14 protein-coding genes, 1 tRNA gene and 2 pseudogenes are annotated in these 18,727 nt (G+C 63.0%); 8 read left to right on the top strand and 9 right to left on the bottom strand.

Going from position 1 to position 18,727, the window contains the following annotated elements; genetic code table 11:
• Positions 1-7: 7 nt before the first annotated feature.
• The 4 genes and pseudogenes from RID11_RS07575 to tnpC all read right to left on the bottom strand — a co-directional run bounded on the left by RID11_RS07575 (position 8) and on the right by tnpC (position 2,814).
• Positions 8-769, bottom strand: a complete 762-nt coding sequence (locus RID11_RS07575) for a hypothetical protein (protein WP_350137181.1) — start codon at positions 767-769, stop codon at positions 8-10.
• Complete coding sequence (locus RID11_RS07580; RefSeq protein ID WP_350137183.1) at positions 769-1,362, bottom strand: hypothetical protein; 594 nt, start codon at positions 1,360-1,362, stop codon at positions 769-771. Before RID11_RS07580 ends, RID11_RS07575 begins: the two co-directional genes overlap by 1 nt.
• Positions 1,363-1,715: 353 nt before the next feature.
• Positions 1,716-1,805 (bottom strand) — tRNA-Ser (locus tag RID11_RS07585).
• Between the two features lie 179 nt (positions 1,806-1,984).
• Positions 1,985-2,814 (bottom strand): annotated as a pseudogene (gene tnpC / locus RID11_RS07590) (IS66 family transposase).
• A 513-nt stretch (positions 2,815-3,327) separates the two neighbouring features.
• Here tnpC and RID11_RS07600 point away from each other — a divergent pair.
• The 4 genes from RID11_RS07600 to RID11_RS07615 are packed head-to-tail and all read left to right on the top strand — an operon-like array spanning position 3,328 to position 7,458.
• Entirely contained in the window at positions 3,328-4,374 is a 1,047-nt protein-coding gene (locus RID11_RS07600) for a glycosyltransferase family 2 protein (protein WP_350137185.1), read from the top strand.
• Positions 4,367-5,875 carry a hypothetical protein gene (locus tag RID11_RS07605; RefSeq protein ID WP_350137187.1) on the top strand — a complete coding sequence of 503 codons (1,509 nt, stop codon included), beginning with the start codon at positions 4,367-4,369 and terminating at the stop codon, positions 5,873-5,875. Before RID11_RS07600 ends, RID11_RS07605 begins: the two co-directional genes overlap by 8 nt.
• Positions 5,876-5,878: 3 nt before the next feature.
• Entirely contained in the window at positions 5,879-6,613 is a 735-nt protein-coding gene (locus RID11_RS07610; protein ID WP_350137189.1) for an O-methyltransferase, read from the top strand.
• Entirely contained in the window at positions 6,610-7,458 is an 849-nt protein-coding gene (locus RID11_RS07615; RefSeq protein ID WP_350137191.1) for a lysylphosphatidylglycerol synthase domain-containing protein, read from the top strand. The genes RID11_RS07610 and RID11_RS07615 overlap by 4 nt, the downstream gene beginning before the upstream one ends.
• A gap of 136 nt (positions 7,459-7,594) precedes the next feature.
• Here the strand turns inward: RID11_RS07615 and RID11_RS07620 are convergent.
• Positions 7,595-7,738: pseudogene (locus RID11_RS07620) on the bottom strand (IS3 family transposase); the annotation flags it as partial.
• Positions 7,739-7,876: 138 nt separating this feature from the next.
• Here RID11_RS07620 and lexA point away from each other — a divergent pair.
• On the top strand, positions 7,877-8,578 hold the full coding sequence (gene lexA, locus RID11_RS07625; protein ID WP_350137194.1) for a transcriptional repressor LexA: 702 nt from the start codon (positions 7,877-7,879) through the stop codon (positions 8,576-8,578).
• Here the strand turns inward: lexA and RID11_RS07630 are convergent.
• A complete protein-coding gene (locus tag RID11_RS07630; protein WP_350137196.1) occupies positions 8,572-10,590 on the bottom strand; it encodes a ComEC/Rec2 family competence protein in 2,019 nt (672 codons plus the stop codon). The two genes, lexA and RID11_RS07630, sit on opposite strands and share 7 nt — an antisense overlap.
• A gap of 77 nt (positions 10,591-10,667) precedes the next feature.
• On the opposite strand from RID11_RS07630, the gene gltX reads away from it, so the two are divergent.
• The 3 genes from gltX to RID11_RS07645 all read left to right on the top strand — a co-directional run bounded on the left by gltX (position 10,668) and on the right by RID11_RS07645 (position 15,345).
• Positions 10,668-12,080 (top strand): glutamate--tRNA ligase, encoded by a 1,413-nt coding sequence (gene gltX / locus RID11_RS07635; RefSeq protein WP_350137198.1) that lies wholly within the window; start codon positions 10,668-10,670, stop codon positions 12,078-12,080.
• A 73-nt stretch (positions 12,081-12,153) separates the two neighbouring features.
• Positions 12,154-13,449, top strand: a complete 1,296-nt coding sequence (gltA, locus tag RID11_RS07640; protein ID WP_350137201.1) for a citrate synthase — start codon at positions 12,154-12,156, stop codon at positions 13,447-13,449.
• A gap of 246 nt (positions 13,450-13,695) precedes the next feature.
• On the top strand, positions 13,696-15,345 hold the full coding sequence (locus RID11_RS07645) for a calcium-binding protein (protein WP_350137204.1): 1,650 nt from the start codon (positions 13,696-13,698) through the stop codon (positions 15,343-15,345).
• Between the two features lie 55 nt (positions 15,346-15,400).
• Here the strand turns inward: RID11_RS07645 and RID11_RS07650 are convergent, their stop codons facing one another.
• From RID11_RS07650 to RID11_RS07660, 3 genes are all read right to left on the bottom strand, one after another.
• On the bottom strand, positions 15,401-16,180 hold the full coding sequence (locus RID11_RS07650; RefSeq protein ID WP_350137206.1) for an enoyl-CoA hydratase-related protein: 780 nt from the start codon (positions 16,178-16,180) through the stop codon (positions 15,401-15,403).
• A gap of 73 nt (positions 16,181-16,253) precedes the next feature.
• A complete protein-coding gene (locus RID11_RS07655; protein WP_350137208.1) occupies positions 16,254-16,706 on the bottom strand; it encodes a cytochrome c-type biogenesis protein in 453 nt (150 codons plus the stop codon).
• Positions 16,703-18,667 carry a heme lyase CcmF/NrfE family subunit gene (locus RID11_RS07660; RefSeq protein ID WP_350137211.1) on the bottom strand — a complete coding sequence of 655 codons (1,965 nt, stop codon included), beginning with the start codon at positions 18,665-18,667 and terminating at the stop codon, positions 16,703-16,705. Before RID11_RS07660 ends, RID11_RS07655 begins: the two co-directional genes overlap by 4 nt.
• Positions 18,668-18,727: the final 60 nt, after the last annotated feature.

Raw genomic sequence — 18,727 nt, forward strand, 5'->3', positions numbered from 1 at the left:
TTGCCCGTCAGGCCGGTGGCCAGATCACGGATCCAGCGATGCGCGTTGCCCTTCTCGAAGAAGTTGAAGATGCCGTAGAGTGTCGCAGGGCGCTGATATCGCCCGCCTTCTTGATTGCCAGCTTCAGCAGGCCCTTGGCCAGCGAGCCCAGAACCGGGATCAGGCCGATCAGCGTGATCAGCAGCAGGATCCAATGCATGGTGACATCCCACTCACGCTTCCAGATCAGCCGGTAGAGCACATTGACGACGTCCTGCACATCGGCCAGTTGGTCGATGCCGGGGATCATGGTCAGGATCATCCGCCCGATGATCTGGCTGGTGGCGGGGTCTTCCTCGAAATCGCCTTTGAAAACGCCCCAGATCCAGTCAGCGCTGTCGGAGATCGTACGCCACAGACGGTCCCAAAAGCCGGCCTCCGGCTCTTCCAGTGGCTTTGCGGCCTCGGGATCTTCGTAGGGGTCGCCCTCGGGATCGTCGTGAAAGTAGAACTCGACCTCGGTGTGTTCATCCGGCAAGGGCACATGCGCGTCGCCGTTTACGTCGGTTTTGCCTTCTGCGATGATATTGCCGGTGAGTGTGCCGTCGGCGGTGGCAGTCTGGACCACGTAATTGGCCCCCGGTACGCCGGCGCCGTCCTCGTATTCGTAGCGAATCTTGATCCAGTTGCCCTGACACAGCTCGCAGATCTGGCCGATAGGGGAAGAGCCTTGCACCGCGGCCGCGTCGGTGGCGGCCTCGAAGACCTGTGGATCCTGGGGCGACCCCATCAGGCGCTGGCCTCAGCGTGGATGTCGACGAGCGTCTGCGCCAGCGTGTCGGGGTCGGAGTGCAGGCGCACCGCCTGGGACAGGCGCGGATACTGCGGATCGTTCAGCCATTGCACTCCGTAGACCAGCGCGCACGCGCTAAGGGCCAGCCGCTGGTGGGCGGTCACGCAAGAGGTGTCGGGGACCGAACGGGCCAGCCAGGCCAGCAGTCGGTCATTGTCGGTGGCCGAAAACATCCGCCAATGGCCCGGCACCACATCCTGCAGGCAATGGGGCTGGGGCCCGTGGCCGGTGCGCACCCGTTCGGCCAGGCGTTCGGAAAAGGCGCGCGGGCTGTCATCGGCCCAAAGCCCGCGCAGCCAGGTCTTGGCCTGCCCCATCATGGCGGTGGCGCGGCGCCCTGGCGGAATATCCGGCGACATCGCCGCCTCGACAGGGCCGCGGAATCGCGGGTCTTGCCAGAACCGGTATCCCAGGGCTGCGGCCACATGGCAAAGCCGGGTCACGTCCGCCCGGCCCGTCACCTGATACCGGCGCGCCCAGTCCGCCACTGTATTGACAAGCGGGATCAGCGGTTCGGGCGAGGCCCCCATCGCGGCATAGTGCGTGCGGAACGTGTCGCATAGGTCTTGCGCCGCCGTTTCGCACCAACGATCCCGAGCAACATCTTCAAAAGCTGTGAACTGGTTCCGAGAAAGTGTAAAAACCAACAGACGATACCCGACGCAAATCTCACCCTACAGTTGAACTTTTAACCCAAGGAGATCGAAATACCATAGCAAACTCCGCGCAGCCTGCCCCGAAATGCAGTGCACCGATCAAGCGTTGTACGCGTTCCGCCTTTTTTCAGCACTGCTTTTATGAGTGTGGTCGGTGTGTGTGGTTGATGTTTCGGCGCCACGCCCAAGTTGCGGACATCGTTAACCAATCAATGATTTTGGTAAAATGGCGGAGACGAAGGGATTCGAACCCTCGAGACCCTTCCGGGCCTACTCCCTTAGCAGGGGAGCGCCTTCGACCACTCGGCCACGTCTCCGCCGATGCGTATAGCCGGGCAATCCCCTGCATTACAAGGCGAAAATTCAAAAACTTGGCCAGCGTCCGCCGACGGCTTTAAACCGTTGAAATGGCATGGAAAGGAACCGCGAGGAATAGGAAATGGGCAGGATCTGGTCATTTCCCGTTTGTAAGCGCCAGTTGGGCCCCACGGGCTTTTCAGCTTGAAGGCTGGAAGTTCCAAGGCAGCAGGTCATCGACGCGGTTCTGTGGATGGCCGGCGGCGATGGCCTCGAGAGTGGCTTTGAGATAGGCAAAGGGCTCTACGCCGTTGATCTTTGCAGTTTCGATCAGCGACGCGATGCGTCCCCATGCCTTGCCGCCCTCGCCGCCCTCGTCGTGGCCCGCGAACAAGGCGTTTTTCCGATTGAGGGCGATATTGGGCGGATCAGGTTCTCGATGCTGTTGGAGTCGATCTCGACGCGTCCGTCCTGGAGGAAGGCCTGCAGCCCGTCCCATTGGTGGTGGATGTAGGTCAGCTTATCACCCAATCTTGATTTTGCCGACACGCGCAGGCGCTGCTGTTGTAGCCATTGACCGAACTCGGCCACGAGGGGCGCCGTACGGATCTGCCGGACCTGGAGCCTTTGCTCGGGACCGCAACCGCGTATGTCGGCCTCGACCTTGTAGAACTCGGCGATACGCCGCAGCCCCTCGGCTGCGATCTCGGAGCCGTCGCGGTCGAACACCTCCTTGAGCTTGCGCCGGGCGTGTGCCCAGCAATGGGCCACGCGGATGGGATCACCGCCCGCGCGGGAGGGGCGCGTCAGGCGATTGTAACCCTGATAGTCGTCGAGCTGGAGGATCCCGTCGAAGCCGCACAGAAACGTCTCCCAGAACAGGATCTTCAGCCGATCCGTCCTCTTAGCACGGAACACGAACACCGTGCCGGCAAACGGATCCCCTTTCAACGTCGATTGGACCAGCGCCGCCAGCCCGTCATGGCCTTTCCGGAAGTCAACCGGATGCGTCGCGACCAGGATGCGCACCCTCCTTGCTCACGGTTGCGATCTCCGCGAGGAGGCTGGGCCACCTGTAAGGTACGGCGAGTTGATCAGCACTTGAAAACCCAAATGGCCAAGTGAAATTCGACGAGATGGTTTGTGTCCGCAATTGCAGGAACTCGCTCCGGGGGCTTGGCGGGCGAGACACCCGTCAAAATGGCGAAACAGTCTTTCGACCAGCCCCGCTTCCGGCTTAAGTCACACCCGCCTGAGGGCCGGAAACTAATCCCCCAAAGGCACCACGTCATCGATTTTAACCAGCCCCCTTCTTGGCGTTCGGCTTCGCCTAAAAATCTGAAAGATACAAGAAATCCATCTGTGCAATCTCTGCACCCCCTTGCCGGTTCAGCACCTCAAGCATATCGCAACGCCGGGGTCCGACCAATTTTTGGAGGTGCCTGTCATTCAAAGAACCGGAACAGGCCATAAACCAACCACATTCAACTGCTTGATTGAAATTGAACTTTGCCAGGAATTTTTGCTTGGAGTGCTGACATAATGAATTATCCCATCCGTCTGACCGATGACACGCGCACTTACTCCTGCGGCATGAACCTCAAGGTCATCGTCCAGATCCCCTGCTACAATGAGGCCAAGACGCTTCCCGCGGTTCTTGCGGATATTCCGGAGATCATTGAAGGTGTCGGCCCGGTCGAAATCCAGGTCATCGACGACGGATCGGACGATGACACCATCGAGGTCGCGCGACGCCACGGGGTGCACCATATTTTGCAACAGAAGGGGAATAAGGGCCTCGCGCGGAGCTTTCAGGCAGGGATCGAGCACGCACTGCGGCTCGGAGCAGACATCATCGTCAACACCGACGGGGACAACCAATACTGCGGCCGTTCAATCCCCGATCTTGTACGGCCGATCGCAGAAAAGCGCGCCGACATCGTGCTGGGAGACCGCCGTCCCGGCGAAAGCCCGCACTTTTCACCGTTCAAGCGCCTGCTTCAGCGCGTCGGCAGTCGCTTGGTGCGGGCGTTGTCCGGCATCGACGCTTCAGACGCGGTCACGGGCTTCCGCGCCTATTCCCGCGACAGCGCGCTCAGCATCACAGTGATGACGCGATTCAGCTACACCGTGGAGACACTGATCCATGCAGGGCAGCGCGGTCTGACGGTCATATCCGTGCCGGTCGAGACCAACGCACCGACGCGGCCTTCTCGGCTTGCGCCGTCCAAGCGGCACTTCGTGTCGCGCCAGGTTGTCACCATGTTTCGTAGCTGCCTGATGTATCGCCCTTTGCGGACGTTTCTTATTGCAGGCATTGCGATGAGTATCGTCGGCCTCGTGCCGATTCTGCGGTTTCTGTGGTTCTACGCCATTGGTGCGGGTGACGGGCACGTACAGTCGCTCGTGCTTGGCGGAGTGCTTCTGCTCGCCGGCTATTTCACCGTTATCGTAGCGTTTCTTAGCGACATCGTTGGCACCAATCGCAAGCTGACCGAGGAGACGTTAATCCGTCTGCGCAGGATCGAGGCCGAGCGGGCCACTCGCGTTTCCGCCGCAAATGCACCGGCGACCACTGACCATGACTGACGCGACCGCACCGCTCAATAGGCTGACGGCCGCCGAGCGTATAGGCGTGCAAACTGTGATCGTCATCTTCGGCGCGACGATCTACGCGCTCTTCATGCTTCGCTCGACCGCGATGGAGCCGAACGCGTTCGGCGCGGACATCTACGACCAGCTCTGGCTCGCCATCCGCGATGGCCGCTTCGACCTTCCGGCACGCGTTCTGCGGCTCGAAGGCCACTATTGGCCGGACGGAACTGCCATGATGTATCACGGGGTGGCACCGCTGTTGACGCGCATCCTGCTCGACCCGTTCGTGACCATTGGAGCCGGTTCGCTCGCGCCGCTCTCCATCTGGCTCTGGACGACGCTGGGCAGCCTCACCTGGCATGTCGCGTTCCTGCGGATCGGCACCCGGTTTGGCGCGGGCGCGGGGCTTCTTGCTGTTATTGGCGTCTGCGTTTGGATTGGCGGACCGGGCCTCCTGCTGACCGCGAACTACGCTCTCTATCATGAGCCGGTCGCACTGGCCTATGCCATCACCGGCGCCTTCGTTCTGGTTTGGACGCGCGCCGCCGCAGGCGACCGCTTCGCACCCGTTGCGCTTGTCTTTCTTGCCACGCTCGCGGCGGTAGCGGTTCATGCGAGGCCTAACATTGCGATCGGTCTCTACCTCGCCACCGGCATCGCCATGACCCAGGTACTGTGGCAAAGGCGTCGTTCAGCGCTGCCGGTCATTATCGCCGCCTTGGCGATGCTTGCGACCGGAGGTGGGAGCTATCTCGCGCTCAATAAGGCAAAGTTCGGGGCGACCACCTCCGCACATGGCAGCTTCACACCGGGTGAACTCCAGTACGGTATCGCCTATTGGGAGATGGAGGAGCCGGGAAATCCCCGCCAGCAGGCATTCGAAGAATACGGGCGTTTCAACGCGGCCCGGATTGTGCCGAACGCCCTCATGTATCTGGGCGCGCCGCCCCGGCTGCTTTCTCCTGCAGCGAATGAGGCAGCGCGCGATTTGCACCATGCCGTCACAACGCCGCTCGCGGGGTATGGTCGCATCGAGGCACCCACCGGTGGAATGCTTTTTCTTTGGCCGTTTTGGTTGATCCTTGCAGGCATCGGCGTCGGCGCATTGCTACAGCAAGGGAGGCCATATGCGGGGCTCCTGGCCGGCCTGGCCACATCGAGCCTCGTGACGCTGTCCTATCCCACCATCACGCTACGATATCACGTCGAACTTTGGCCGCTCATCGCCGCGGTCGCGTTGCTGGGCATTGCGCGGCTCCCCGCTGGCGAAATCACGCTTTGGCAGCGCAGAATCCTTGTCTTGGCGTTGGGGATTGGGATTGGTGTGTCGATTGGCACGGCCGTCTATTATACGAATCTGTTCCGCACTCAGGATGACTCGGCCTTTGCGGAATGGACCGAAGCCGAGTGTATCGCGCGTGCGGAGGCAAAGGAACTCGACGCTGCCCGTGTAACATATGTCTGCCGAGACCCCATGATTGAGAGCAGGAGCTAAGACATGTCGATCGAACTTGCGGTGAAATCAGGATATGTCGCAGCTGTGCGAAGGGCCGACCGCGTTGTGCAGACGAGCGGACTTGGCCGCTTTCTCGACGCGCGGGCATCCCGATCGCGAACGGCGCACTGGTTGCGGAGCCTCACGGCGATTCACGACCTCGAGGCGATGATCCGCCTTGACGTGCCCTGGTGGACCTATCGCGCAATCGACCGTGTCGAGGCTTTCCTGCGCACGAGAGCCAACGCGCGGGTTTTTGAATTTGGTTCCGGCGCCAGTACAGTCTGGCTGGCCCACCGCGCCGGACACGTCACAAGCGTCGAGCATCACGCCGACTGGTACGCGCGGATGCAGTCGGCGCTCGCAAGGCAACCCGAGTGCGCAAGGGTCGATCTGCGGCATGTACCGCCAGAGACCGAACAATTGCCGGACTCATTCTATCAATCGACCAAAGCCGGATTCGAAGGTGCATGCTTTTCCGCCTATGCAGGGAGCATTGACGAAGCGGGGGGGCGCTTTGATCTCGTGGTTATCGACGGCCGCGCCCGACCGGCCTGCCTGAGGCACGCGCTTGGGCGACTCGCGCCCGGCGGCTTAATCGTGTTCGACAACTCGAACCGCGCCCACTACCGCGCGCATATCGCGTCTGCAGGCCTGCCCGTCCGCAAGCTCGCCGGCCTCACTCCTGCCCTGCCACATCCTGACGAGACGACACTCTTGGGGCATCTCGCGCCATGAACCTTAAGCACCTCACAGAGGTGGCCGGATTCGCGCTCGTTGCCGCCTCGCTCGCCTATCTCGGTCGAGAAATTCTGGTCTATCACGACAGCCTCTCCCTTCACAGCCTGCCGGTCGCAATCTGGACCAGGCTCGCTGCGCTCGGCTTCGTCTATGGTGCTGCAATGCTCTTTCTCGCTGAGCAGTGGCACAGGATCATCGGCCTTTTCGGCGAGGAGCCACGACGGCGCACTTGGCCGTCCTACACATCAACACTCGTGGCGCGCTACCTGCCCGGGAATGTGTTTCACATCGTAGGCCGCATGGCGTGGCTCCGCCGAGGAGGATTATCGGATTCTGCGCTCCTGCGCTCGTCTGCCTTGGAGCTCGCATTAACGCCGGTCGCAGCAGGGATCTTGCTCCTGCCCTTCCTACCATTCCTTCCACAGCCGATCCCCATTATCAGCTTTGTCATCGCGGCATTCATATTGATCGCTGTGGCCGCACATCCGCGGCTGCGCTCGCTCGCCTTCTCGTGGCTTCCGCGCCTGGCACCCGCCCTGATCTTTGGCTTGGCTTTCATGGCAGTCCTCGCGGGAGTATTCGTGGCCGTCGCCAATGCGGTCTCGCCGGTCGCGCCGCAATCCGCCGTTGCGGTCGCGCTCGGGGCCTGGCTTGCCGGTTACGCGACGCCGGGCGCACCGGGCGGCATAGGAGTGCGGGAAGCAACAATCGTTGTCCTTCTGTCCCAGACGATCTCGCCCGAATCTGCTGTTCTCGTCGCGCTTCTTTTCCGTGGTGTCACAATCGTTGGAGATGTTGTTTGTTTCCTTTTGGGAACTGCTGCAAGGAAGGCGGTGCGGTAAGTTCAGCCTCAAAAACACAGGTACCAACTCCGTTCTCCCTTGACGCAAATCATTTGGGTGCGCTCCCTGACTAAGATCTGCCGTATGCGACAATGGCACAGCGCGGGTATGATGTTTTTCGCCGTGAGGGTGACAACATGCGTGGTCGACCAAAACCCCCCAAGCTCAGACGCGACTGCTCCTTGATATGCGTTAGAACAACCTTCTCCCTGCACTGTCACCGACTTGCCGGTCAGCCGCGGAATGACCGGCTTACACACGTGCTGATGCTCATGACCCGGCTATGCCTGTCAGTCGGCCATCCCGCCGGCGGCATCGGTGCGTCGCCTCCACGACCCCGGACGTCAAGGCGCATGGTTGACACAAAACAAGAACATGCGTAGAACAAAACAAATGCCAAGCGCAGGGAACATGGCCGATGCTTACCAAGAAACAGCTTGATCTGCTTGAGTTCATCCACAAGCGCGTGCAGCGCGACGGCGTGCCGCCCAGCTTTGACGAGATGAAGGAGGCGCTTGATCTGCGCTCCAAATCAGGCATCCACCGCCTGATCACGGCGCTCGAGGAACGAGGGTTCATCCGGCGGCTGGCGCACCGGGCCCGGGCTCTTGAAATCGTCAAGCTGCCGCAGAGCCTTGGCGGCGAGGCGACGCATGGCTTTACCCCCCGGGTCATCGAGGGGGATCGTCCGACCGCAGCGCAACCCGCCAACGCGCAACCGGTCGAGGCGACATTGGCGATCGAGGTGCCGTTGATGGGGCGGATCGCCGCCGGTGTGCCGATCGAGGCGATCGCGCATGCCAGCCGTAACGTGTCAGTGCCGGGCGGCATGATTTCAGGCAAGGGCGAGCATTACGCGCTGGAGGTCAAGGGCGACTCGATGATCGAGGCGGGGATCAATGACGGTGACGTCGTGATCATCCGCGAGACACGGACCGCCGATAACGGCGATATCGTGGTGGCGCTGATCGAGGATGAGGAGGCCACGCTCAAGCGGTTTTTCCGCAAGGGCAACGCCATCGCACTGGAAGCGGCGAACCCGGCCTATGAGACCCGCGTGTTCCCAGATGATCAGGTCAAGGTGCAGGGTCGGCTTGTGGGGCTTATCCGCACTTACTGAGCAGACCAGAGGCGGTTGCCGGTCACGGATCGCGCGGTGACGACGCGCAATCCTGATGCCTCATCGAAGATGGCGAGCGATCCAGTCTGCCTCAGGGTCTTGGGCGTGATGCTCTGGCATCCGTCGGTGTCAGGCAGGATATCCGGCTCGGCGCTGAAGACGACGAGCGAGGCGCTACCACAATCGACCCTTTCGCGTGCCGCGCGTGCGCCGATCACCACGTGCAAGGGCACAGGCAGGGTGGAGTGGTCGGGCCAGCGCAGATGCGCGTCCTCCTGGGTTGCGGCATCGCCATCATTTTCCAGCCAGTTGAGAGCGACGAAGCCCCCGCCGCGCGGTTTGCTGAGGGCGCGGCCCTCAGGCGTCAGCACGCCGACAAGCACGCCATTGTCCGAGACCAGAACAGCGGGCCGGTCGGTGCCGGACCAGAGCCAGAATCCCAGCATCGCTGGTGCCAGCCCCACGAGGCGCGCCCGCCCTTGCCACAGCACGAGAACGAGCGCGCCAAAGGCGATGAGCGGCAGCACCTCGGGGCCCGGGGAAACGACAAGGCCGCGCGCGCCCTCCCAAGAGGACACGCGTGTCGCCACGCCGAGGATCCAGTCGAGTCCCTGCCCCATCACCCAAAGCGGCGCCCAGTCGAGGCCGAGGGGCAGAAGCAATGCCGCGACCACGGCAGCGGGCATCACCAGAACGCCCATCAACGGCACGCTCATGAGGTTCGCAAGTAGGCCGTACTGCGCAATCTGGTTGAAATGCGCCGCCGCGACGGGTGCCGTGGCCGCCCCCGCCACCGCCGAGGAGATCACCACAGCCAGCACCGGACGCAGCCAGCGTGGCCCGAGCGGCACCTGTGCATCGCGCAACCAGCCAAAGACCGCGACCAGCGCCACTGTCGCGGCGAAGGACATCTGGAAGCCCGGGCCAAGCAGCGCCTCGGGTTGCAGGCAGAGCACGATCACCGCCGCCACCGCCACCGCGCGCAGGCTGAGCGCACGCCGGTCGAGCATCACCGCCACAAGCATCACCGCCACCATGACAAAGGCGCGCTCGGTTGCGACATTGCCGCCCGATAGGCCGAGATAGCCCGCGCCCGCGAGGATCGCGACGCCCGCCGCGATCTTCTTGATCGGCCAGCGCAGCCCGATCCCCGGCAGGGCGGCGAGGCCAAGGCGGCAGGCGGCGAAGACGAAACCGGCCAAGAGCCCCATATGCAGCCCCGATATCGCCAGAAGATGCGCGAGGTTGGAGATGCGCATCGCCTGCAACGTGTCCTGCGACAGGCCCGCGCGGTCGCCGGTCATGATCGCAGCGGCAAACGCCCCGACCTGCCCCGGCAGCCGCTCCTGAACATGACCCGAGAGCGCCATGCGCGCGCGGAAGAGGAGCTGCGCGCCCTGCGCCTCGCCCACGGTCAGGACGGGCGTGCGTGTGTAGCCGATCGCTCCGATCCCCAGGAACCAGGCGTGACGCTGAAAGTCGAAACCGCCAGGTTCGACAGGGCCGGACGGCGGGCCGAGATGTGCGGTCATCATCACCCGCAATCCGGGGCGCGGCGTGGTGAAGCCCTGATCGCCATGGAGAGAGACGCGCACGCGGTCGGGCACCTTGTCAGGGTGCATACGCTCAAGCACCACGCGGTCGAGCGTCAGGCGCGGCGCGTCCGAGGCCGAACGGTCGATCACCACGATACGCCCCTCCACGGGGCCGTAATAGCGCCAGCCGAGCACGGGCCCGGCCATCAGATGCGCACGCGCGCCTGCGATCGCCACGCCCGCCAGCACAAGCGCGCAAACCAGCAGGAGTGGCCCGGCCCATTCGCGCCCACGCAGGGCCACCAGCCCGAGCAGGAGAGCCCCGGTGCCGCAGGCCCAGAGCACCGCTGCAGGCGGTTCCACCCTCAGCGCGAAATAAAGGCCGACGCCGCAGCCCAGCCAGACCGGAACCCACGGGAACAGCGATCCGCGCTGTGACAGCCATCCGTGTTCGATCAGATGCCAGACGCGCGCCACTTGTGTCCCTCCCGGCGGACCGATAGACAGTGTCAAATCCTAGCCGTTGTATCATTACCGAAAGGTTAATCCGCCCTATGGCAAGCCAAGTCGTGACCCGTTTTGCCCCCTCGCCCACCGGTTTCCTGCATATCGGCGGGGCGCGGACGGCGCTGTTCAACTGGCTTTATGCGCGCGGTCGGGGCGGCAAGTTCCTATTGCGGATCGAGGATACGGATCGGGCGCGATCGACCCCCGAGGCCACACAGGCGATTCTCGACGGGCTGGCGTGGCTGGGGCTTGATCATGACGACGAGGCGGTGAGCCAGTTCGCGCGTGCCGAGCGGCACCGCGAGGTCGCGCATCAGCTGCTGGCCGAGGGCCATGCCTATAAATGCTTTTCCACGCAGGACGAGATCGAGACCTTTCGCGATACCGCCCGCGCCGAGGGCCGCTCGACCCTGTTTCGCAGCCCGTGGCGCGAGGCCACGCCGGACCAGCACCCCGGCGACAGCGCCTATGTGATCCGCATCAAGGCCCCGCGCGAAGGTGTCACTATGATCCGCGACGTGGTGCAGGGCGACATCACCATCCGCAACGACCAGTTGGACGACATGGTGCTGTTACGCGGCGATGGCACACCGGTCTACATGTTGGCAGTTGCGGTGGATGATCACGACATGGGTGTTAGCCACGTCATCCGGGGCGATGATCACCTCAACAACGCGGCGCGGCAGATGCTGATCTATCAGGCCATGGGCTGGCCCCTGCCGGTATATGCCCACATCCCTCTGATCCACGGACCCGACGGCAAGAAGCTGTCGAAACGTCATGGTGCGCTCGGCGTCGAGGAATACCACAAGATGGGCTATCCGGCGGCGGGCATGCGCAACTATCTGGCGCGGCTTGGCTGGAGCCATGGCGATGACGAGTTTTTCTCGGACGCGCAGGCAACGGAGTGGTTCGACATCACCGGCATTGGCAAATCGCCTGCGCGGCTGGATTTCAAGAAGCTGGAGAATCTCTGCGGGCAGCATATCGCGGCGATGGACGATGCTGCACTGCTGCATGAATTGCAGGGATTCCTTGCCGTGACCGGTCAGGCGTCGCTGTCTGACGCAAAGTTGACCGTCATGGAACGGGGTATGTATTGCCTCAAGGAACGTGCGAAGACATTCCCCGAACTACTTGATAAGGCGGATTTTATCCTTTCCGAGCGCCCGATCGTTCCGGAGGAGAAGGCGGCCGCACAACTGGATGATGTATCCCGTGGTATACTGAATGAATTGACGCCGCAGCTGCAAAATGCTACGTGGTCGCGGGACGGGATCGAGGCTCTCGCGACCCAATTCGCCGAAACCCACGGCATGAAATTCGGCAAGCTGGCCGGTCCATTGCGGGCCGCGCTTGCAGGCCGCAGCGCAACACCGAGTGTGTTCGACATGATGCTGGTTCTCGGGCGTGATGAAAGCATCGCCCGACTGACCGACGCCGCCCGCGGCGGGGCCTGACGCCCTGCCCGGGTTTACGTTTATCCAGCCCGGGGCGCTATGGCCATGCGGGCGTTGAGAGGGAGGACCCCTGATGTCAGAAAGCAAGAGAGCCGCAAAGCTGGAGATCGACGGCAAGACCTATGATCTGCCGATCTTTTCGCCCACGGCGGGCCCTGATGTCGTGGACATCCGCAAGCTCTATGGTACGGCGGGTGTGTTTACCTACGACCCCGGATTCACCTCGACGGCAAGCTGCGACAGCACCATCACCTTCATCGACGGTGACAAGGGCGAGTTGCTGCATCGCGGTTATCCGATCGACCAACTGGCCGAGAAATCGCATTTCCTCGAAGTATGCTACCTGCTGCTTTATGGCGAGTTGCCCTCGCCTGCCGAGTTGGAGGATTTCGAGTGCCGCGTGACCAACCACACCATGCTGCACGAGCAGATGGTGTATTTCTTCCGTGGCTTCCGCCGCGACGCGCATCCGATGGCGATCATGGTCGGTGTGGTTGGCGCGATGTCGGCGTTTTATCACGACAGCACCGATATCAGCGACGAGTGGCAGCGCGAAGTGGCCTCGATCCGGCTGATTGCCAAGATGCCGACGATTGCCGCCTGGGCCTATAAGTATTCGATCGGGCAGCCCTTCGTCTATCCGCGCAACGATCTTGATTACGCTTCGAACTTCCTGCGCATGTGCTTTGCCGTGCCCGCCGAGGATTACGAGGTCAACCCGATCCTGAGCCGCGCAATGGACCGGATTTTCACGCTTCATGCGGATCACGAACAGAACGCCTCGACCTCGACCGTGCGTCTGGCGTCGTCGTCGGGGGCCAACCCGTTCGCCTGTATCGCGGCGGGCATCGCCTGCCTCTGGGGTCCTGCGCATGGCGGGGCCAACCAGGCGTGCCTCGAAATGCTGCGCGAGATCGGCACGCCCGACCGCATCCCCGAATTCATCGCGCGGGCCAAGGACAAGAACGATCCGTTCCGCCTGATGGGCTTTGGTCACCGGGTCTACAAGAATTTCGATCCGCGCGCCAAGGTGATGAAGCAATCCGCCGACGAGGTGCTGGAATTGCTGGGGGTCGAGAACAACCCGACGCTGCAGGTCGCCAAGGAGTTGGAGAAGCAGGCGCTGGCCGATCCGTATTTCTCGGACAAGAAACTGTTCCCGAACGTGGATTTCTATTCGGGGATTATCCTCGAGGCGATGGGCTTTCCGACCTCGATGTTCACCCCGGTTTTCGCCGTCTCGCGAACGATCGGCTGGATTTCACAGTGGAAAGAGATGATCAGCGATCCGCAGATGAAGATTGGCCGTCCCCGGCAGCTCTATCAGGGCGAGACGTTGCGCGATTACGTCGATATCGAGAAGCGCTGACTGCGTTGAAACGGAACCCGGCCACTGGCCGGGTTTTTTCTTAGCTGCAGCAACCTGTCTGATTGTCGCCGATCCAGAGACAGTCCTTGGGTAATCTGCCGGTTGTCTCGGAGGATGTGCATTCGAGACAAAATTCGCCTTTTTTCACAGTTGCATATCATTGGAATACCCATAAAAGTTAATGCAAGTGACGGTCGTCTGCCACGTCCGTCACCGCGTTGTGCCAGTATCTGGGGGGTATTTCAAATGGGTGCATTCTTGTTTCTTGGGCTTTTGGCAAGTGCCGGGCTTGCGGCTTTCGTGTTCGACGAGCTTGATGATGACGACAACGACGATACCGTCGTTGAAAGCGGCGATGACGGTATGACCGGCGACGATCTGCTGGGCGGAGGCGACGATGCGCCGGGCGATGACGATCTTCTGGGGGATGACCTCAACGTGATCGACGGGACCGACGGGGCCGACAGCATCGACGGGTCTCTTGTGGGCGATCAGATCACCGGGCACGAAGGTGATGACACCATCTCGGCCTCCGGCGGGCGCGACGAAGTGTTCGCGCAGGACGGTAACGACATTCTGCTGGGGGGCAATTCCTCGGACGTGCTCTGGGGCGGTGCCGGTGACGACACCGTAATCGGCGGTGCGGGCAATGACCTTGTTCAGGGCAATGCGGGGAATGACGTGATCTTCGGCGTCGATATCGACCTCAACAGTCAAGGCGCGGCTGACCTTGCTCTTGCGGACACCGATGGCAGCAGTGCCGCGCTTCCGGGGGCGGGCGACGATCAGCATGGAGAAGATACGCTTCTCGGTGGCAGTGGCGATGACGACCTGTTCGCAGGGGGCGGCGATACCGCGACGGGAGGCCTTGGCGTTGACAGCTTTGTCCTGGGGGACTGGATCGACGCTGGCACGATCGCGACGATCACCGACTTCGACGCCGCGACCGAGGCGCTGAGCTTTGTCTATACCGATGCGGGCGGCGTCACCCCGGAGGTGACCGTCGCGCCGGATGCGGACGGAAACGCGGTGGTGAGCTTGGACGGAGAGCCGGTCGCGCTGGTCGAAGGTGCCGGGGCAACGCTGACCGCAGCCGATGTGCAATTGTTGCCACGCAGCGGTGGCGACGACAGTGCGGGCGGGCCGGGTTCGTTGCTGGGCGATGAGTTGAATGTCATTGAGGGCACCGATGGGGCCGATCCGATCGACGGCACGAATGTCGGTGATCAGATCAACGGGCGCGAGGGCAATGATGTGATCTCGGCTCAGGGTGGCCGGGACGAAGTGTTTGGCCGGGAAGGCGATGATGTCATCCTTGGCGGCAATGCCAGCGACGTGCTCTGGGGCGGCACCGAAAATGATGTCGTCCTGGGCGGGCTTGGCAGCGACCTGATCCAGGGTAATTCCGGGAATGACGTTCTGTTTGGCATGGATGTCGGGCTGAACAGCCAGACTGCGGCGGAGCTTGCTGCAATCGACCTGAGCGGTGTGACCGATCCGCTGACGGCCCCTGGCATCGCCACCCCGGCACCGGGCAGCGATGCACATGGCAGTGACACGCTGCTTGGGGGCAGCGGTGACGACATCCTGCTGATGGGCGGAATCGATGTGGGCACCGGCGGTCTGGGCACCGACAGCTTCGTGATCGGCGATTGGTCTGCCCCGGGCGAGGTGGCGACGATCACCGATTTCGATCCCGAGGTGGAACTGGTCGCGTATAACTACACCGCGACCGGCGGGCCCGCGCCCACCGTGACGGTTGCCCCGGATGCAGACGGTAATGCGGTGGTAAGCGTGGATGGCGCGACGGTTGCGTTGGTCAATGGCGCGGGGACAACAATGACGCTGGATGATGTCATCCTCGTCGAGCGCCCGGCGCTGGCGGTGGCAAGCTGATACTGGGGGCTGGATGGGTGACTTGCGATCACCCGGCTGCCCTTTGAAACGCCATTCAGCGCCCTTCGAACCGGGCCGGTCGCTTTTCGAGGAAGGCCATCACGCCCTCCAGAAAGTCGCGGCTCTGACCGCAGGCGCCTTGCAGCTTGGCCTCGAGATCGAGCTGTTGTTCCAGCGTGTTGTCCCAAGTGCCCCGGATCGCCTGCTTGACGGCCTTGTAGGTCTGCGTCGGGCCCTTGGCCAGATGGGCGGCGCGCGCCTGCCAGTGTGCCTCAAAGCCCTCATCGCTGACGCATTCCCAGATCATCCCCCAATCGCTGGCCTGCCGGGCGCTGATCGGCTCGGCAAAGAGGGCGGCACCCATCGCCTTGGCCATGCCCATCTGACGCGGCAGCGCCCATGTGCCGCCCGCGTCAGGTATCAGCCCGATCCGGGTGAAGGCCTGCAGGAAATAGGACGCCTCGGTCGCGATCACCACATCCGCCGAGAGCGCCAGATTGGCCCCTGCCCCCGCCGCAGGCCCGTTAACCGCGCTGATCGTCGGCACCGGGCAGTCGGTGATGGCGCGCAGCATCGGCACGTATTCCTCGCGCAGAACCCGCTCCAGATCGAGGGTCGCGGCATTGCCGCCGTCGCTGAGATCCTGACCGGAGCAGAATGCCTTGCCCTTGCCGGTCAGCACCACGACGCGCGCCTCGCGCCCGGCATGGGTCATCGCATCGGTGATCTCGGCGCGCATCTGCGTGTTGAGCGCGTTCATCTTGTCGGCCCGGTCGAGGCAGAGCACGGCGACGCCCTCGATGATCTCAAGCGTGATGGTCTGGTAATCTTTCACGGGATTCGGCCCTCCTGACATGGTCTTGGGGATCAAACCCTATCGTTGCCCCCGGGCCAAGGGCAACGGCGCGTCAGTCGTCGAGAATCTCGCGCAGGCGGCGTTCTTCGGCCTCGCTCAGACGGGCGACCTCGCGCTCGGGTGTTCGCGCGCGGCCGCGCAGATAGATGCCTGCCATCACCAGCCCCGCACCGAGCATAATCGGCCCAGCCATCCACAACAGCAGGTTGGAGCCACCGCTACGCGGCTTGAGCAGCACATATTCGCCGTAGCGATCGACGACAAAGTCCACGACCTCTTCGTTGCTGTCGCCCGCCACCAGCCGCTCGCGCACCAGAAGGCGCAGGTCACGGGCGAGTTCGGCGTTGGAGTCGTCGATACTCTCGTTGCGGCACACGAGGCATCGCAGGCCCGCAGAGATGTCGCGCGCGCGCTCTTCCAATGCGGGGTCATCGAGGATTTCATCAGGCTGCACCGCAAAGACCGGCGCGGCGATGACGCAGAGCGCGAGGATCAGGCGTTTCATTCCGCGGGCACCCCTTGCGGCAGTTTGCGTGCGCCTGCGGCCACGCGGTAGCGCCGGTCGCTGAGTGACAGGAACCCGCCAAGCGCCATCAGAATCGAGCCGCCCCAGATCCAGTTGGCCAGCGGCTTGTAATAGCTGCGCACCGCCCAGCCGCCGCCCTCCTGCGGGTCACCGATCACCACGTAGATGTCACGCAGGAACCCGTTATCGAGCGCCGCCTCGGTGGTGGGCATCTGCGCCACCGGATAGACGCGCTTTTCGGGGTGCATCTCGGCGATCTCGCGGCCATTCTGGCTGAGCGTGAAGGTGGCCTTGGTCGCCATGTAATTCGGCCCCTGCTCCTGATGCACCTCGTCGAGGCGCAGCCCGTAGCCCGCGATTTCCAGATCCTCGCCGACTTGGAGCACGCGGATATCCTCGGCCTCCCAGGCCATCATCGCGGCGATGCCGGCCATGGTCACACCCAGCCCGCCATGCGCGACCGCCTTGCCCCAGTCGGCGCGCGGCAGGCGGGTGAGGCGGGCCAGTCGCCCGGTTCCGCGCCCGGTGCGCGACCAGATATCGACCATCGCGCCCGCCACCAGCCAAGCGCCCAGGAACAGGCCCATAGGTCCGAGCGCCGAACGCCCGGATTGCATCGCCCATGCGAGCGCCCCAATGGCGACGGCAAGGGCAAAGGCGGGGATCAACTGTCGCACCACACGGCCCACCGTTGCGCGTTTCCATGCCAGCATTGCACCGACCGGCAGGACAAGGCCGAGCAGCACCATGAAGGGGGTGAAGGCGGCGTTGAAGAACGGCGCGCCGACCGAGAGTTTGCGGTCAAACGCCATCTCGGCGATGAGCGGCCACATCGTGCCGATGAAGACCACGAAACAGGCCACCGCCAGCAGGATATTGTTGAGCACGAGCACCGATTCCCGGCTGACCATGCTGAACACGCCCCGCGCCTGCATCACATTGGCGCGCGCGGCAAAGAGCGTCAGCGCCCCCATCATGAAGGCAGCGGTGATGCCCAGCAGAAACACGCCGCGCTCGGGGTCAGTGGCGAAGGCATGGACGCTGGTCAACACGCCGGAGCGTGTGATGAAGGCACCGACCATGGAGAAGCCGAAAGCGATGATCGCCAGCAGAATGGTCCAGCTTTTCAGGCTTTCGCGCTTTTCCACCACGATGGCCGAATGCAGCAGGGCGGCGGCGATGAGCCATGGCATGAAGCTGGCGTTTTCGACCGGGTCCCAGAACCAGAAGCCGCCCCAACCAAGCTCGTAATAGGCCCACCACGAGCCGAGGCCGATGCCGATGGTCAGGAAAATCCACGCCGCCAGCGTATAGGGCCGCACCCACCGGCCCCAGGCCGCATCGACACGTCCCTCGATCAGCGCCGCCACAGCAAAGGAGAAGGTCATCGAAAGACCGACATATCCGAGATAGAGAAACGGCGGGTGAAAGGCGAGGCCCGGATCTTGCAGCAGCGGATTGAGATCCTGCCCGTTGAAGGGCGGTGTCCCCATCCGAAGAAACGGGTTCGAGGTGAGCAGGATGAAGGCAAAGAACGCCGCCCCGATCATCGCCTGAACGCTCAGCACCCGCGACTTGAGCGAGGGCGGCAGGTTCGCACCGAACCATGCCACCGCCCCACCAAAGAGCGTGACGATCAGCACCCAGAGCAGCATCGAGCCCTCGTGATTGCCCCATACGCCGGTGATCTTGTAGAGCATCGGCTTGTCGGTATGGCTGTTGAGGGTGACCAGCTTCAGCGAGAAATCCGAGGTGACAAAGGCCCATGTGAGGGCCGCGAAAGACGCAGCCGTCAGCAGGAACTGAATCGTCGCGGCAGGCTCCGCAAAGGCCATCCAGCCGGGCCAGCGTTTATGCGCGCCAACAAGCGGAATGACCGCCTGCGCGCAGGCGACGAGGAAGGCCAGGATAAGGGCGAAGTGACCGAGTTCTGTAATCATGCGTCAAAGATAACGCAGGCGCGGCCCCACGCCAATCGCAATCGGCGTGGGGCGTGGTTC

The organism is Roseovarius sp. (assembly GCF_040219995.1).
GTDB lineage: Bacteria > Pseudomonadota > Alphaproteobacteria > Rhodobacterales > Rhodobacteraceae > Roseovarius.

Coding starts and splice junctions, on each gene's coding strand:
- RID11_RS07575 (WP_350137181.1), bottom strand. CDS start 769: ATGGGGTCGCCCCAGGATCCACAGGTCTTCGAGGCCGCCACCGACGCG.
- RID11_RS07580 (WP_350137183.1), bottom strand. CDS start 1,362: ATGGGGGCCTCGCCCGAACCGCTGATCCCGCTTGTCAATACAGTGGCG.
- RID11_RS07600 (WP_350137185.1), top strand. CDS start 3,328: ATGAATTATCCCATCCGTCTGACCGATGACACGCGCACTTACTCCTGC.
- RID11_RS07605 (WP_350137187.1), top strand. CDS start 4,367: ATGACTGACGCGACCGCACCGCTCAATAGGCTGACGGCCGCCGAGCGT.
- RID11_RS07610 (WP_350137189.1), top strand. CDS start 5,879: ATGTCGATCGAACTTGCGGTGAAATCAGGATATGTCGCAGCTGTGCGA.
- RID11_RS07615 (WP_350137191.1), top strand. CDS start 6,610: ATGAACCTTAAGCACCTCACAGAGGTGGCCGGATTCGCGCTCGTTGCC.
- lexA (WP_350137194.1), top strand. CDS start 7,877: ATGCTTACCAAGAAACAGCTTGATCTGCTTGAGTTCATCCACAAGCGC.
- gltX (WP_350137198.1), top strand. CDS start 10,668: ATGGCAAGCCAAGTCGTGACCCGTTTTGCCCCCTCGCCCACCGGTTTC.
- gltA (WP_350137201.1), top strand. CDS start 12,154: ATGTCAGAAAGCAAGAGAGCCGCAAAGCTGGAGATCGACGGCAAGACC.
- RID11_RS07645 (WP_350137204.1), top strand. CDS start 13,696: ATGGGTGCATTCTTGTTTCTTGGGCTTTTGGCAAGTGCCGGGCTTGCG.
- RID11_RS07655 (WP_350137208.1), bottom strand. CDS start 16,706: ATGAAACGCCTGATCCTCGCGCTCTGCGTCATCGCCGCGCCGGTCTTT.
- RID11_RS07660 (WP_350137211.1), bottom strand. CDS start 18,667: ATGATTACAGAACTCGGTCACTTCGCCCTTATCCTGGCCTTCCTCGTC.